We start from the raw sequence: 14,419 nt of genomic DNA, 5'->3' as shown, positions 1-14,419 counted from the left end.
ACGCCAGGCCCGACAGCCGGAAAGGGAACTTCCGATGACGAATGCACTGCTGATTGAAAACGCCACGATCGTTACCATGGACGCGGACCGTCGCGTTCTTGAGCGCGGCCATGTTCTGGTCGAGGACGGGCGCATCGCCGGCATCGGCGAGGGAAGCTTTGCCGGAGAATGGCAGGCCGAGCGCATCGAGGCTGCCGGCATGGTCGCGATGCCTGGGCTGATCGACACACACGCTCATGCCGGACATATGCTGACCAAAGGGTTGGGCAGTGCAGCCGAGGACTGGATGGACGTGACCGGCCGCATTTACGCGACTGCGACCGACCCTGAGTTCTGGGCAGCGGAAGCGGCGCTGTCGGCGGCAGAGCGGATCAAGTGCGGCACGACGACTGCGGCTCTGTTGTTTGGCGGCGGCCCGGACATTATGCGCAGCGAGGCGCCAGAGGCGGCGGAGGCGCATCTCGCCTCAATTGCAGCTATGGGGGTGCGTGAGGTTCTGGCCGTGGGGCCGAACCGATCCGGGCAAAATCACGTGTATCGCCAGTATACGCCGACGTCCCACAACGACATCGTCGTCTCCCCAGACCGGCAGATAGACGTGGCCACCGAGTTGGTCGATGCCTGGGCTGGACGCGACGACCGGCTGCAGGTCGTGTTTTCGCTACCGGTTTTCGATGAGCAGGAACTGCGCGGGGAAACGGTATACAGGATTGCATGCAAAGTCCGCGACCGCGCGCGTGAGAGGCGAAGCCTTCTGGTGCAGGACGGTCATCGCGACGGATCCATCGCCGCCAACGATGCGCGACTTGGTCTCTTTGACGAGCGGTCGCTCCTTGCCCATTGCATAGACCTGACCGAGGCCGACCGGGCGGTCCTGAAGCGGACCGGTGCCAAGGTTGCGCACAATCCGAGTGCGCTGATGTCGGTCTATGGCCGCTGCCCGGCACCGGAGCTGATGGAGGACGGCATAGTGGTTTCGCTCGGCACCGATGCCGCGGCGCCCGATCGGTCCTTCGACATGTTCCGCAACATGTTCCAGGCCCATCGCTACCACGCGCGCCATTTCTCAGATGATACCGTGCTGCCGCCGCTGCGGCTGCTGGAGATGGCGACGATCGACGGCGCGCGCGCCCTGATGATGGAGGATGAACTCGGCTCGCTTGAAACCGGCAAGCGCGCCGATATCGTCCTTGTGAATATGCGTCAGCCCCATCTCTGGCCACCGCACGATCCGGTGCAGCGCCTTGCCCGATACGCCAATGGGGCGGACGTGGACACCACCATCGTCGGCGGGCGTGTCCTGATGCGCGGGCGACGCCTCGTCGGCCAGGACGAAGACGCGGTCCTCGACCGTGCCCTGCGCGCATTTCGGCTGGCGATGGCGCGGGCCGGACTTAGTGATCGCAAGGCGCTTGGACAATCGAGGATCTACAATGACTGCAGACCTTCTTATCCGTAATGCCCGCCCCTTCGGTGGGCCTGTTGAGGACCTTCTCATCCGAGACGGTCGGTTTGTTGCGGCAGATTGTGCCCGTCCGGTGGCCGAGATCGACGCAACCGGACATGTCGCCTTGCCAGGGCTTGTCGAGGCACATACGCATCTCGACAAGACACTTGTCGGCATGGACTGGTTCGAGAACCGGGTCGGTCCGACCCGCAACGACCGAATCCTGGCCGACCGCAATGCCAAGCGCGAGCTTGGCATCAACGCCCGTCGGCAATCGGCCCGTCAGATCCTTCAGACGCTCGCCCATGGCGTTTTGAGCATTCGCAGCCACGTTGATGTCGACACCGAGATCGGCATCGCCAATGTCGAAGGCGTGCTGGAAACACGCGAGGCAATGCGCGATCTGGTCGATGTACAGATTGTGGCTTTCCCGCAAAGCGGCATGCTGCCGCGCGAGGGGACGCTTGAGTTGATGGATGCGGCCCTGAGGGCCGGCGCCGATATCGTCGGCGGCATCGACCCCGCCACGATCGAGCGCGATCCGGTGCGTCACCTCGATGCAATCTTCGCGCTCGCGGACCGTCACGGAAAACCTGTCGACATTCATCTGCATGAACCGGGCGACCTCGGTGCCTATTGTCTTGAACTCATCGTCGAACGGACCCGCGCCTTGTCGCTGCAGGGGCAGGTGATGGTGAGCCACGCCTATTGCCTCGGGACGCTCGACGCCTCACGGCAAAACGCGCTAATCGGCCAGCTCGCTGCAGAACGCATCGCGGTGATGACCGTCGGCAGTCCCTCTGCCCCGGCATTGCCATTGCGACTGATGCGCCAATGCGGTCTCACGGTTGCCTCCGGCTCTGACGGCATTCAGGGGACCTGGGAGCCGTTTGGAAATGGTGACATGCTGGAGCGCGCGAAGTACCTGGCTCAACGCAACGGTATGACCAACGATGTTGATCTCGAAGAAACCGCCCGCATCTGCACTTTCGGTGGTGCTGAAGGTATCGGTCTCGGCGGTTACGGTCTCTCTGAAGGCTGCTTCGGCGACCTGGTGCTGGTACCCGCGCGCGCGTTGGCGGAAGCCGTCGCCCTGACGCCGCATAGGCGCACCGTCATCCGGCGCGGCCGCGTGGTTGTGAATGGCGGCGAATTGGCTGGCGATTTGCCGGCCATCGAATGAAGCTTTTTCGATGAAAGGCGAAAAGTCGGGAATTTGGTGTTCGTAGTGGCGGGCCGCGATCGGTCGAGCCGTCACTATGCAACGGCCTAACCTGCCGGTTCAGCGGGCCGCCGACCGCGGCTTTACGGTTCGGCTTGCGTGGTGATAGTTGTTTGCGATCCAACGCTTGGCAATCGCTATCAATCGCACGCTTTGGCTATTTTCGAGGAAAATCATGACTCCCAAACCCAGCGACAGCAATGCAAGATCGGCGGTCCCCAAGTCAGATGCGGTCTATCGTATCTTGAAGCGTGCCATCCTCGACCAAGCATTCGCTGCGGGCACGAAACTTCCCGAGGATTCGATCGGTGAGCGGCTGGGCGTCAGCCGCACGATCGTGCGGCAGGCTCTGGCGCGACTGAACGGTGAGGGTCTGATCGAATTGCGGCCGAACAAGGGAGCATGCGTCAGCCACCCCAGTCTGGAGGAAGGGCATAATATCTTTGCCGTGCGCCGAGCGTTGGAGACGTTGGTCGTCGATAGCCTGATCGGCAGTCTGACGGCCCCGAAGATCAAGGAGCTTGAAGCGCACGTCGACGCCGAAGACAAGGCAAGGCTCGACAATCCGTCGGCCTCGATCCAACTCGCCGGTGAGTTTCACGTCCTGCTCGCACAGCTGACGGAGAACGCCATCCTATCGCGATACGTTACCGAGCTCGTCTCGCGCTCGTCCATGATTTTGTCGCTCTATGGTCGCCCTCATTCGTCCGATTGCGCCGTGTCGGAGCACCGCGAGTTGATTGCCGCACTTGCACGGAACGATCGCGAAAAGGCGTGCAAATTGATGGACCATCACATCGGGGCCATCACAACGCGCGCTCTGCTGAAAAGCAACTCGGAAAACGACTTGCCGGATCTCCTGGCTGCCTACGCAAAAGAAGAGGGCCTTTAGACCGTTTTGCCGCCTTGTGACCAGCGTGATCACTGGCGCTCCCTGCTGGACGTCAATGCCCGTTTTCCACGCGCGGACGAAAGTCAGGACTCCTACAGCGCCGCTACAGCGCCGCGCGTCTTATTGGACGCGCAAAGGTCGCTGTAGCGCTTTGACGGCTGCACCCATAACATAATACAATATTCGGCATCTATAGTATACAACTTGCCGCCAGCAGATTGGGCGGAAGGTGAGCAGATTTCGGCGCGCGTCGTATGCCACTCTCGCTTATACCCTCGCGTCGAGCAACGCACCTACAGCGCCGCGCGTCTTGTTAGACGCGCAAAGGTCGCTGTAGCACTCTGAATTGCTGCATGTTTTTACATCGAATACGATTTAACGAAACCTACAGTCGGTGATTGGCAACATCGTTGCGACCTTTTTCGCGGCAGCGCATTAGTTAAAACGTCTTCCCAAACATTCCTTTGTGCCAGCGGTTCGCGCCGGCAATATGGCGCAGGCACGCCTGAGATTGACTGATAATATTGTATGCATTAATTGGATGCAATATTGACACAAAAATGGATGCGATATAAATCAAAGATGGTATTCGGCGACGCCGGGAGAGCAACGTGCCAGATACGCCGGTTTCCGTGCGGAAAGCTCGGCGAGGTTCTCCTGTGCGTGGGTGTTTGCCGTGCCTACGGCTGCACGCTGGGACGTCCCAGCCGGTCGACGCGCCGTGCGTCGGCGCAGTGATAAGCGGTTGAACGGTCATGGAGGAGAACCGGACATGAATATCGATTTCACCACGCTACCCCCTCCCGATCGTTATCGATTGCTGACCAATTTCATTGGTCCGCGCCCCATCGCGCTTGTTGGAACCCGGTCGCCGGCCGGACACAATAATGCGGCGCCAATGAGCTTCTTCAACGTGTTTGCCCACGAGCCGCCTTTGGTGGTGCTCGGCATCCAGAACCGCGGCAATGGTGATGAGAAGGACACTGTCTCGAACATCCGCCGAACCGGCGAGTTCGTTGTCAACATGGTCGACATGGCGCTCGCCGAGGCGATGATCGTCTGCGGCGTCAACTTCGCCTCAGAAGTGGATGAACTGGATTTCGCCGGTCTGACACCGGTGCCGTGTGACCAGATCGACGTCGCTCGCATCGCCGAAAGTCCATGCAGCTTCGAATGCAGGGTCGACCGCATCCTCGACTATCACAAGCGCGTGCTCGTCATCGGCAAAGTCGTGCACATGCATATCCAGGACCGGTGCCTTGATGCCGAAGGGCGCTATGCGAATCCGGAAACCTACCAGCCGATCGCCAGGCTGCATGCCGACAACTACATCACTTCAGATCGCCAGTTCGAACTTAAAAAGCCGGAAGAGCTACTGCGCTTCGAGTTTGCACAAGTGAACCCCAGGCCGGAGAGAGCCACCCGATGATCCGCATACACGTCATCAATCCGAATTCGACAGCCTCAATGACCGACCAAATCGCACGTGCGGCCGAGGCAGCACGATCGGAGGGCACAGTCATCGAGGCGGAGACCGCAACGGACACGCCCGCCTCGATCGAAGGCTACGCGGACGAGGCGATGGCCGTGCCTGCGATGTTGGCGGCGATCCGTGCCGCCGAGAAGCGGGGCGTATCGGCGCACGTGATAGCCTGCTTTGATGATCCCGGCCTTGCCGCTGCGCGCGAGGTTGCCTCCGGTCCCGTCATCGGTATCTGCCAGGCGGCGGTGCAGATCGCAGTAACCGTAGCGACCCGCTTCACAGTGATCACCACGCTGCCGAGGTCGGTGCCGGTGATTGAGGATCTTGTCGCGCACTACGGGGCTGCCTCGCGATGCCGCCGTGTGCGCTCGGTCGACCTGCCGGTGCTAGCACTCGAAACCGACCCGGCAATCGCGCGCGCGAAACTCCTCGATGAGGCGCGCGCTGCGATACGCGAGGATGGTGTCGATGCCATCGTGCTTGGGTGCGCCGGCATGGCAGAACTGTGCGATTGGCTATCGCGCGAAACGGGGGTCCCCGTCATCGACGGCGTGGCGGCAGCCGTCAAGCTCGCCGAGGCATTGGTGAGCGGTGGCTTTCGGACCTCGAAGGCTGGCGCCTACGCTTATCCCCGCGACAAGTCCGGTGATCTCGTATCGGCGTGCCACCCCATCATTGATCAACGGATGGTTCTCACGCCCATTTCCCAAGAAGTGATCAGTTCGGCCGAAACGGTAACGTTTTGCAGTCTGCAACCGTAGCACATCTTGTCCCGTAGCTCGGCAAGATGCGACAGCTATCGGCTGTCCGTGCAAATCGAATTGTCATCATTACGCAAACTCCCCAAACCCACGATGAGGGAACGATGTTGGAACAGACACTGTCGCAAAGCCGCCGGGCATTTCTCGGCCAAACGGGGAAGCTGACCACCGCTTGCGCGGTCGTCGGGCTGACTGGCGGACTGGCTCACGAGGTATCTGCGAATACGGCCGAACCTGTTGCCGAGATTGGAGCAAACATGCTGACGGATCGTCACTACCTGCTGGCTGACGTGCGGCTGGAAGAAGGTTTCGAGTATGACGGCGACATCGTCATCGGCACCCGCACCGCGCTGTACACCGTCGAGATCAAGGACGGCAAGATCGCCGCGCTTCATCCCGCGAACGCAACGCTGCCCAGCGGTGTCGCGCGCTATCAGGCGTATGGCCAACTGATGCTGCCGGCCATGCGCGATATGCACATACATTTGGACAAGACCTTTTACGGTGGTCCCTGGCAGGCGCCGCGGCCGCGCCAAGGCAAGACCATCATGGACATGATTGCGCTGGAAGAAAAGCTGATCCCCCAATTGTTGCCCACCTCGCAGCAACGAGCCGAGGGCCTGATCGCGCTGCTTCAATCCAAGGGGAGCACCGTCGCACGGAGCCATTGCAACATCGATCCGGTCAGTGGCCTGAAAAGCCTTGAACACCTGCAGCGCGCGCTGGAAAATCACCGCGATGACTTCGTCTGCGAGATTGTCGCCTTCCCACAACACGGTTTGTTGCATTCCAAGGTCGACGGCTTGATGCGCGAAGCGATGCAGATGGGCGTGCACTATGTCGGTGGGCTGGATCCGACCAACGTCGATGGGGCGATGGAGAAGTCACTCGACGCCATGTTCCAGATTGCCCTCGATACCGGCAAAGGGGTAGACATCCACCTACATGAAACCAGTCCGGCGGGGATGGCGGCGATCAACTACATGATCGAGACCACGGAGAAGAATCCCGCGCTGCGCGGCAAGGTAACCATCAGCCATGCCTTTGCCCTGACTACACTGGCTCCTGAAGCATTGGAGGAGACTGCCTCCCGCCTGGCGGAAAATCAGATGACGATCGCCTCGACGGTCCCGCTTGGTGCTCTAATGATGCCATTGCCACAATTGAGCAAGGCAGGCGTGTTCGTGATGACCGGAACGGATAGCGTCATCGATCACTGGTCGCCGTTCGGCAGCGGCGACATGCTGGAAAGGGCCTATTTCTACGCGCAGCTTTATCGCGGGTCGGATGAGTTCCACTTGTCACGGGCCATGGCCATCGCCACCGGCGGCGTTTTGCCGTTGGATGATGAAGGCAAACGTGCCTGGCCAAATGCCGGAGATGACGCCGCCTTCACGCTTGTCGGTGCGAGTTGCTCCGCGGAGGCGGTGGCTCGCGTGCCGGCGCGCACCGCCACCTTCCACCAGGGGCGTCTGGTGTTCGGCAGTATCGGCAAAGCCTGAGGCCGACCCGCCGTTGCGAGCGCTCTCGCGTTCTGCACCGGCTGCGATACGCTTGATTACATCAACGGCGGCCGCATACGCAGGCCGCCGTTGTCGAGATTCCATCCAAAACCACACATGAACGACTGCGGCGACCGAACTCGGCCCGCGCATTTATCTTGGGCCTGCCTATCGCGCGGGCCACGCCGATCAGCGCACCTTATTGTGCGGCCTCCTTCTTCCGGAAGCCGATGGTCTCGTCAGCATTCAACTCCACTCGCATTGTATACAAGTTCTGCCGATATTGTTGAGGTGGAACGGCGTCGCAGCTGCCAGGATTCGCGCCAACAGCGTTTCGTCGCGGGCGAAACGCGACGATAACGTCGGTTGTGCCAGCGCATTCTCATCCCAATTCTCGTCTGCATACCGCTTTGTCGGCTAAAATGTCTACAATCTAAAATGCGATCTTGACGCAGGATTGTATACATGAGACAGTCAATTTGTCTATACAAAACGGCGTGGAGGCCGCGGTGTCTAGGCGGGCGCAGGGCGCGCCAAGGAGGAGAAAAAACTCATGTCAGTAAATAGACGTACGTTCCTGCAAGGGGCGGCCGGCGCTATCGGCTTGGCCATGGCGCAGGGTGCTTTGTCGAAAATCGTTTATGCGCAAGGTGCCGCCGGCACGCTCAGGGTTGCCATCGCCAAGCCTGCCGGCAATCTCGATCCGCAGAGTCACTACGCGATCTGGGCCATTCAGGACCTCATGTTCGAGCCGCTCGTGAAATACGGCAAGGGCGGTCAGATCGAACCTTGCCTGGCAACCGACTGGAAGATCGAAGACGGCGGCAAGACGCTGCATCTGACGTTGCGCGAGGGCGTGACATTCCAGGACGGCACCAAGTTCGACGCTGCCGCGTGCAAATGGAATCTCGAGCGCTGGATGGGCATCGACCAGTTCAGCTGGATGAATTGCTCAAAGCACTTCCAGTCGCTCGACGTGGTCGACGACTACCACGTCACCCTGCATTTCAAGGAGCCGGTGCTCGCGCTCATGCAGGAACTTTCCTACACGCGGCCGACGCGCTTCCTGTCGCCTAAATCCGTAGGTGCCGACGGCAAGTTCAAGGAGCCTGTGGGTACCGGGCCGTGGCGTCAGATCAGCGCGGACGACACCCAGAGCGTCTTCGAGCATCACGAAGGCTACTGGGGCGAGTTGCCGTCCTATGAACGCCTAGAAGCCAAGGTTATCCCTGATGCCCGTTCACGGGTTGCGGCATTGCGTGCCGAGGAACTCGACCTGATCGGCGGTTTCTGGATCGCGCCCTTGACCCCGGAAGAGGGCAAGCAGCTTGAGGCGGCCGGTTTCAACGTCGTCGTCGATCCGGGCAACGTCACGCTGGTGATGGCCTATAATCCCGACCGTGCTGAGGCGCTCAAGGATCCGCAAGTGCGCAAGGCCGTCAGCATCGGCATCGATCGCGCCGCGATTTCCAAGGTGCTTTACCATGGCTACGCCAAGCCCGCCGGCAACATGTTTTCGGGCGCCTTGCCTTATGCCGGAACGCAAAGTGATGCACCTGTCCGGGATGCTGCGGCCGCATCGGCGCTGCTCGAAAAGGCCGGCTGGACGGGAAGCCCCATCCGATCCAAGAACGGCAAGCCGCTGACGCTCGAATTGGTCGTCAGCCCGGACGCCGTGCCGGGATCACGTGTGATTGCCGAGGTCATCCAGTCCGAGATGAAGGAGATCGGTATCGACCTCGTCATCCGCTCGGTTGACCATGCCTCCAAGCACACGGACATGCTCGAACAGAAGTACGATCTCGGCTTCTTCCTGACCTATGGCGCACCTTACGATCCGTTCGGCTCGATCGTCGGACTGTGCCTGTCGACCTTCCACAACGACGTCGAGGGCAAGCTGGTCACCGATCCGGTCAACCTCGATCCGTTGATCAATGCGGCGATGGCCGCGACCGGCGATCAGATCCAGCCGACCATTCAGAAGGTCTATGACTGGCTGCGGGACAACGACGCGATTGCGCCGCTGGTCTACGTGCCGAGCATCTGGGCGCATTCCAAGCGGCTCCATGGCTTCAGCAGCCCGGTCACCGAATACGACATGCCCTACGAAAACATTCTGCTGGCCGAGTAGGAGGAGGGTACCTTGATCCACTTCATCAGCAAGCGGCTGAAGCATTCCCTGGTCCTTCTGTTCATGGCGTCCCTGGTTTGCTTCACACTCGTGGTGTCGGCACCCGGCAATGTTGCGGTTCTGATCGCGGAGCTTCGCGGGGCGGTCGCTACACCGGGCTATGTCGAACAGGTCGCCGAAGAGATAGGACTGCACAAGCCACTGCTGATGCGCTACGTGGATTGGCTTGGCGACGCTGTTCGCGGCGACTTCGGCATTTCCTACAGAACGGGACAGGACGTCAGCGCAGACCTGGCGAACCGGATGCTCGTGACCGGGCTACTGATTGCAGGCTCGGCTGTGATCGCCGCCCTCATCAGCCTGGCTTTGGGTTTCCTCGGGGCCTTCTGGCCCTACAAACTGCCGGACCGCGTATCGCGCGGTCTGGCGCTCCTCGGCGCATCGACGCCGACGTTCTTCGTCGGGGCGCTGATGATCTATGGCTTTTCCGTCACCTTCCAGCTTCTACCGTCGTTCGGTTTCAACGGCCCCAAAAGCTGGATCCTGCCATGGCTCACCGTCGCCGTTCTGCCGGCCGCCGTCCTCAGCCGCGTCGTGCGGGTAGGGCTGGAGGAAGCGATGACGAGCCCCTTCGTTCTGACCGCCAAGAGCAAGGGCCTTGGTCGCACAGCCATATTGCTCCGCGAGGCGTTGCCCAACATCACGCCCCTCTTCATCAACGCGCTCGGCACCCAGGCCGGGCTGATGACGGCCACTGCGATCATCGTCGAACCGCTTTTCGCCTGGCAGGGTCTTGGGGATTACTTCCTCGCCGGCGTCCGCTTTCGCGACTTCATGGTGGTGCAGGCATGCCTGCTCATCTTCCTGACCTTCTTTATCGTGGTGAATCTGATCGTCGATCTAGCGGTTCTTTTGACCGATCCGCGCATTCGCCGCCAATGGAGCTGATCATGAACATGCTCAATCCTATCCTGGCCCGATTGAACAAGATGCCGCGGGCGGCCTTGATTACCATCGGCCTATTCGTTGCTCTGGGTACTTTCGCGCCCTGGCTGGCGCCCCAGGACTCGAGCGCCCAAAACCTGCTGGAGGCCGGTCTCGGGCCAACGGCCGCACACTGGCTCGGAACCGATCACCTCGGTCGTGATACGTTTAGCCGTCTGATTATCGCTGCGAACACGTCGCTGGTGAGCGTCGGCTCGGTTCTCGGTATCGCCATGACCATCGGTATCGTGCTCGGAACGATCGCTGGTTACCACCGGGGCTGGGTGGACGACCTCCTGATGCGCATCGTTGATGTGGGCCTGTCCGTACCGAGCCTGATCATCTCGCTGGCCGTGATCGGGATCGTCGGTCCCGGATACTGGACGATGGTGCTGGCGCTGGCACTTGCCTGGTGGCCCATGAGTGGGCGTATCAGCCGCGCCGTGGCAGTCAGCATCATGAGTAAGCCTCATATCGAGGCGCTGCGGGTGCTGGGAGCCAGTCCCTGGCGCATCTATTTCGGCCATCTCCTCCCCGGTACGATCGGTTCGGTGATGGTCTATGCGACGGCAGACGCCGGCACTGCCGCTCTGGCGGTTGCGACGCTGAGCTTCCTTGGCCTCGGCATTCAGCCGCCAACGCCGGAATGGGGCCAGATGCTCGTCGACGCGTTGCCCTATCTCGAATCCGACCCGCGTCAGGTTCTGCTGCCGGGGCTTGCCCTCACGGCCGCCGTCATCGGCTTCAACACCCTCGGGGAGTCCATCGCTCTCAACCGCATTCCAAAACCGCTCACTCGGCGCATGCTCGCAGCGCGTCGGCTTGAGGTCGCAAGCTGGGGCAAGGAGAATTCCGATGCGTGACGAGCCGCTCCTGAACGTCAGCAATCTGACGGTCGACCTCCTAACCGCGAAATCGGCGGTCCGCCCCGTCGACGGTGTCAGCTATTCGGTCCGGCAGGGTGAATGTCTCGCCATCGTCGGCGAAAGCGGCAGCGGCAAGACGGTGATGAACTTCGCACCGCTTGGCCTGATGCCGACGGGCGTGTCGACGATGCTCTCCGGCTCCGTCAAGCTGGAGGGGCGCGAATTGATCGGCCTGCCCGAGCCCGAGATCCAGAAGCTTCGCGGCAAGTCCGTCGGCTTTATCTTCCAGGATCCGATGAGCGCTCTCAACCCGGTGCGCCGGATCGGGCGGCAGATTGCCGAGATGGCCGAATTGCATCTCGACATGACGCCGAGGGCAGCCGAGGCACGTGCCCTCGAGCTCGTGAAGCTTGTCGGGATCTCCGATCCCGTGGCCCGGCTCCGGCAATACCCGCACGAGCTTTCGGGCGGGTTGAGGCAACGCATCGTCATCGCCATTGCCCTTGCGGGCGAGCCGAAGCTGCTGATCGCCGACGAGCCGACGACAGCCCTCGACGTGACGGTTCAGGCGCAAATCTTGCGGCTGCTGAAGGACGTGCAGCGTCGTCTCAACATGGCGATGGTGCTGATCACGCACGACATGGGGGTGGTCGCGGGTGCCGCCGACAACATCGTCGTCATGTACGCGGCGCGTGCCGCCGAATGCGGTCCGGTGGACAAGGTCCTCGTCAGCCCGCGTCACCCCTACACCAGGGGGCTGATCAACGCGATACCGAGGCGGGAGGATCCAATTGGGTCGGAGTTTCGAGGGCTCCCCGGCATTCCGCCGACGCTCGGCGCGCCGATCAAGGGCTGCGCCCTTGCGCCGCGTTGCGAGCTTGCCGTCCCCGCATGCAGCAATAGCCGCCCCCCTTTGGTCCGGTCGGACGACGGTGCGGTTCTCGTGGCTTGCCCCGTCGTCAATCAAGGAAAGGCTGCCGCATGACACACGCACCGGTTCTTAAAGTCGAAAATCTCCAGACGCGCTTCAAGAGCGTTCAGCGGGGCAAATTTGTCCATGCCGTCGACGATGTCTCGATCGAACTCTATCCCGGTGAGATCGTCGGGCTGGTCGGTGAATCCGGCTGTGGCAAGTCGACGCTCGGGCGCACCATCGTCGGCCTCGAGAAGGCGAGCAGCGGACGGGTGTTGCTCGACGGCGTCGACCTCAGCGGCCTTTCAGGCGCAGCCCTGCGCGATAGCCGTAGGGCGCTGCAATACGTCTTCCAGGATCCCTATTCGTCCTTGAACGATCGCCAGACGGTGGGGGAGGCCATCGATGAAGCGCTTGTCATCGCCGGCACCAGATCGCCCGAGGAGCGGGATCGTCGCACGAAGGAGCTTCTGGATCAGGTCGGTCTGGCGTCCGCGGTCAGGGACCGTCACACGCGCGAGCTCTCGGGTGGTCAGCGCCAGCGCGTGGCAATCGCCAGATCGCTCGCCGTCAACCCGCGAGTGCTGATCTGCGACGAGCCGGTGAGCGCACTTGATCTTTCCATTCGTGCGCAGGTGATGAACCTGTTCCTGCGCCTGCAGAAGGATCTGGGCGTGGCATGCCTGTTCATCGCCCATGATCTTGCACTGGTGCGGCAGGCGGCTTCGCGGGTCTATGTGATGTATCTCGGCAAGATCGTCGAGCATGGTCCGTCCCAGGAACTTTACGACCATCCGGGCCACCCCTATTCGCAGATGCTGCTGGCGTCAGCACCGGAGGTGGATCCGCGTGTCGAGAAGCTCCGCAAGGGGCCGTTGATGATTGGCGAAGTCCCCAGTCCGACAAACCCACCGTCCGGCTGCCGGTTCCGAACGCGCTGCCCCCTGGCGGTGGACGACTGTGCCAAGGCTATACCGCCGTCCCATGGCCTTTCGCCGGGCCACAGCGCCGCCTGCATTTTTGCGCGGGATCTTCATCGAGGCAAGCGATCGGCGCTCCTTCAGCCCGAGGCATCGGTCGCGTGAAGCGCGAGGGCTGCTCGCCGACGAAGCGTTGTCGGCGGCGCTTTCTGCGACTTTAGAAGTTGCCATTCCCTCGCGTCCCCCTGATCAGGACGCGCGCCTGCCCCGCCATCAGGCGGGGCTTTTTTTTGTCCGACAATCGCTCAATCCAGATCCGCCATTTCCCAGAACGTCATCGGTGTCAGCTCGGCTTACGCACGCTTTCGGTAATCGCCTGCGCCATGGTCTCGGCTGCCCGGGAGGGTTTGTTGCGCGGGTAGGCGATGTGGAAGAGGTCTTCGAAGCTCATGCGCTCGGGGGCGAGCAGCCGCAGGCGGCCATCGCGCACCCATTCGTCTGCGTAGTGGTCGGGCAGGAAGCCGATATAGGCGCCGGATAGGAGCAGCAGCAGGGTCCCTTCCATATGCGGGGTCGCGGCCGCCCAGGTGAAGTTCACGCCGCAGATCGTCTCGTTCAGCATGTAGGTGCGCCCGGCGAAGGATTGTGTCTCCAGAACGGCGTCGGTTAGGTCGCCATCGGGTGTCGCGAAGAGCGGATGCCCCTCGGCGCAGTAGAGCTTCTGCATCTCGGAAAACGCCGGCTGGCTGCGGAAATGCGGCGTGACGCTGCCGACGGACGGCATGAGCACGATCTGGTAGGTGCCGTTCAGCAGGCCCTGATGCAGTACCTGCGGCGCGGCGACGTCGATTTCCAGGTGCACCCGCGGCGCCTTGGCATGAAAGGCGGCGAGCGCGCCCTGGAGGTCGAGGTTGCGGTTGGTGATCATGGCGTCCACGGTGCCGAAGCTGAGGCTGCCGGTAAGCTCCCCCTGCGCCTCGCCGATACGGCCCTGGAATTTTTCCAGCGAGCCGAAGAGTTCGAGGGCCGCCTCGTAGACGAGCCGCCCCTCGTCGGTGAGCAGGAAGCCGCTGCGTCCACGGCTGCACAGGCGCAGGCCGAGACGTTCTTCCAGATGGCGCATATGGGTGGAGATCGTCGCCTGCGTCATGCCCAGCGCTGATTGCGCGGCGGAAAAACCGCCGTGCTGCACGACCGAAGCGAAGACCCGCAGGAGCCGAAGCTCGGCATCGCCGAGCGAGAGATGGAGGACGCGGTGGCGGACCTTGTTGATCATGCATTGATTAATGCACAAGTGA

The 14,419-nt window shown here is 61.7% G+C and carries 12 protein-coding genes; 11 read left to right on the top strand and 1 reads right to left on the bottom strand.

Annotated features, from left to right (window positions below):
- Positions 1-34 precede the first annotated feature (34 nt).
- The 11 genes from IB264_RS11520 (at position 35) to IB264_RS11470 (ending at position 13,286) form a co-directional block, all read left to right on the top strand.
- Positions 35-1,459: an amidohydrolase family protein gene (locus IB264_RS11520; protein ID WP_192433349.1), complete on the top strand. Its 1,425-nt coding sequence runs from the start codon at positions 35-37 to the stop codon at positions 1,457-1,459.
- A complete protein-coding gene (locus IB264_RS11515; RefSeq protein WP_057216882.1) occupies positions 1,434-2,630 on the top strand; it encodes an amidohydrolase in 1,197 nt (398 codons plus the stop codon). The genes IB264_RS11520 and IB264_RS11515 overlap by 26 nt, the downstream gene beginning before the upstream one ends.
- A gap of 214 nt (positions 2,631-2,844) precedes the next feature.
- Positions 2,845-3,561, top strand: a complete 717-nt coding sequence (locus IB264_RS11510) for a GntR family transcriptional regulator (RefSeq protein ID WP_025430345.1) — start codon at positions 2,845-2,847, stop codon at positions 3,559-3,561.
- Between the two features lie 772 nt (positions 3,562-4,333).
- The gene (locus IB264_RS11505; RefSeq protein ID WP_057216884.1) at positions 4,334-4,990 is read left to right on the top strand and encodes a flavin reductase family protein; all 657 of its coding nucleotides are present in this window, start codon (positions 4,334-4,336) and stop codon (positions 4,988-4,990) included.
- Positions 4,990-5,805 (top strand): aspartate/glutamate racemase family protein, encoded by an 816-nt coding sequence (locus IB264_RS11500; protein ID WP_025430343.1) that lies wholly within the window; start codon positions 4,990-4,992, stop codon positions 5,803-5,805. The genes IB264_RS11505 and IB264_RS11500 overlap by 1 nt, the downstream gene beginning before the upstream one ends.
- 104 nt (positions 5,806-5,909) lie before the next feature.
- Complete coding sequence (locus tag IB264_RS11495; protein ID WP_246811737.1) at positions 5,910-7,307, top strand: amidohydrolase family protein; 1,398 nt, start codon at positions 5,910-5,912, stop codon at positions 7,305-7,307.
- A gap of 553 nt (positions 7,308-7,860) precedes the next feature.
- Positions 7,861-9,438 carry a nickel ABC transporter substrate-binding protein gene (locus IB264_RS11490; RefSeq protein ID WP_025430341.1) on the top strand — a complete coding sequence of 526 codons (1,578 nt, stop codon included), beginning with the start codon at positions 7,861-7,863 and terminating at the stop codon, positions 9,436-9,438.
- 12 nt (positions 9,439-9,450) lie between these two features.
- A complete protein-coding gene (locus IB264_RS11485; RefSeq protein WP_192433347.1) occupies positions 9,451-10,386 on the top strand; it encodes an ABC transporter permease in 936 nt (311 codons plus the stop codon).
- Positions 10,377-11,285, top strand: coding sequence for an ABC transporter permease (locus IB264_RS11480; RefSeq protein ID WP_025430339.1), 909 nt, complete (start codon positions 10,377-10,379; stop codon positions 11,283-11,285). Before IB264_RS11485 ends, IB264_RS11480 begins: the two co-directional genes overlap by 10 nt.
- Entirely contained in the window at positions 11,278-12,273 is a 996-nt protein-coding gene (locus IB264_RS11475) for an ABC transporter ATP-binding protein (protein ID WP_057207128.1), read from the top strand. The genes IB264_RS11480 and IB264_RS11475 overlap by 8 nt, the downstream gene beginning before the upstream one ends.
- Complete coding sequence (locus IB264_RS11470) at positions 12,270-13,286, top strand: ABC transporter ATP-binding protein (RefSeq protein WP_025430337.1); 1,017 nt, start codon at positions 12,270-12,272, stop codon at positions 13,284-13,286. Before IB264_RS11475 ends, IB264_RS11470 begins: the two co-directional genes overlap by 4 nt.
- A 178-nt stretch (positions 13,287-13,464) precedes the next feature.
- Here the strand turns inward: IB264_RS11470 and IB264_RS11465 are convergent, their stop codons facing one another.
- Positions 13,465-14,397 (bottom strand): LysR family transcriptional regulator, encoded by a 933-nt coding sequence (locus IB264_RS11465; protein WP_057216886.1) that lies wholly within the window; start codon positions 14,395-14,397, stop codon positions 13,465-13,467.
- Between the last annotated feature and the right edge of the window lie 22 nt (positions 14,398-14,419).

It is taken from the genome of Ensifer sp. ENS11, from assembly GCF_014851895.1.
Lineage (GTDB): Bacteria > Pseudomonadota > Alphaproteobacteria > Rhizobiales > Rhizobiaceae > Ensifer > Ensifer canadensis.
Note: the sequence above shows the minus strand (reverse complement) of the source record. Positions and strands in the feature narration are given on the sequence as shown.

Excerpts from the sequence above, each read along its gene's own strand:
- IB264_RS11475 (WP_057207128.1), top strand. The coding sequence starts at position 11,278 with ATGCGTGACGAGCCGCTCCTGAACGTCAGCAATCTGACGGTCGACCTC.
- IB264_RS11490 (WP_025430341.1), top strand. The coding sequence starts at position 7,861 with ATGTCAGTAAATAGACGTACGTTCCTGCAAGGGGCGGCCGGCGCTATC.
- IB264_RS11520 (WP_192433349.1), top strand. The coding sequence starts at position 35 with ATGACGAATGCACTGCTGATTGAAAACGCCACGATCGTTACCATGGAC.
- IB264_RS11505 (WP_057216884.1), top strand. The coding sequence starts at position 4,334 with ATGAATATCGATTTCACCACGCTACCCCCTCCCGATCGTTATCGATTG.
- IB264_RS11510 (WP_025430345.1), top strand. The coding sequence starts at position 2,845 with ATGACTCCCAAACCCAGCGACAGCAATGCAAGATCGGCGGTCCCCAAG.
- IB264_RS11515 (WP_057216882.1), top strand. The coding sequence starts at position 1,434 with ATGACTGCAGACCTTCTTATCCGTAATGCCCGCCCCTTCGGTGGGCCT.
- IB264_RS11470 (WP_025430337.1), top strand. The coding sequence starts at position 12,270 with ATGACACACGCACCGGTTCTTAAAGTCGAAAATCTCCAGACGCGCTTC.
- IB264_RS11480 (WP_025430339.1), top strand. The coding sequence starts at position 10,377 with ATGGAGCTGATCATGAACATGCTCAATCCTATCCTGGCCCGATTGAAC.
- IB264_RS11465 (WP_057216886.1), bottom strand. The coding sequence starts at position 14,397 with ATGATCAACAAGGTCCGCCACCGCGTCCTCCATCTCTCGCTCGGCGAT.
- IB264_RS11495 (WP_246811737.1), top strand. The coding sequence starts at position 5,910 with ATGTTGGAACAGACACTGTCGCAAAGCCGCCGGGCATTTCTCGGCCAA.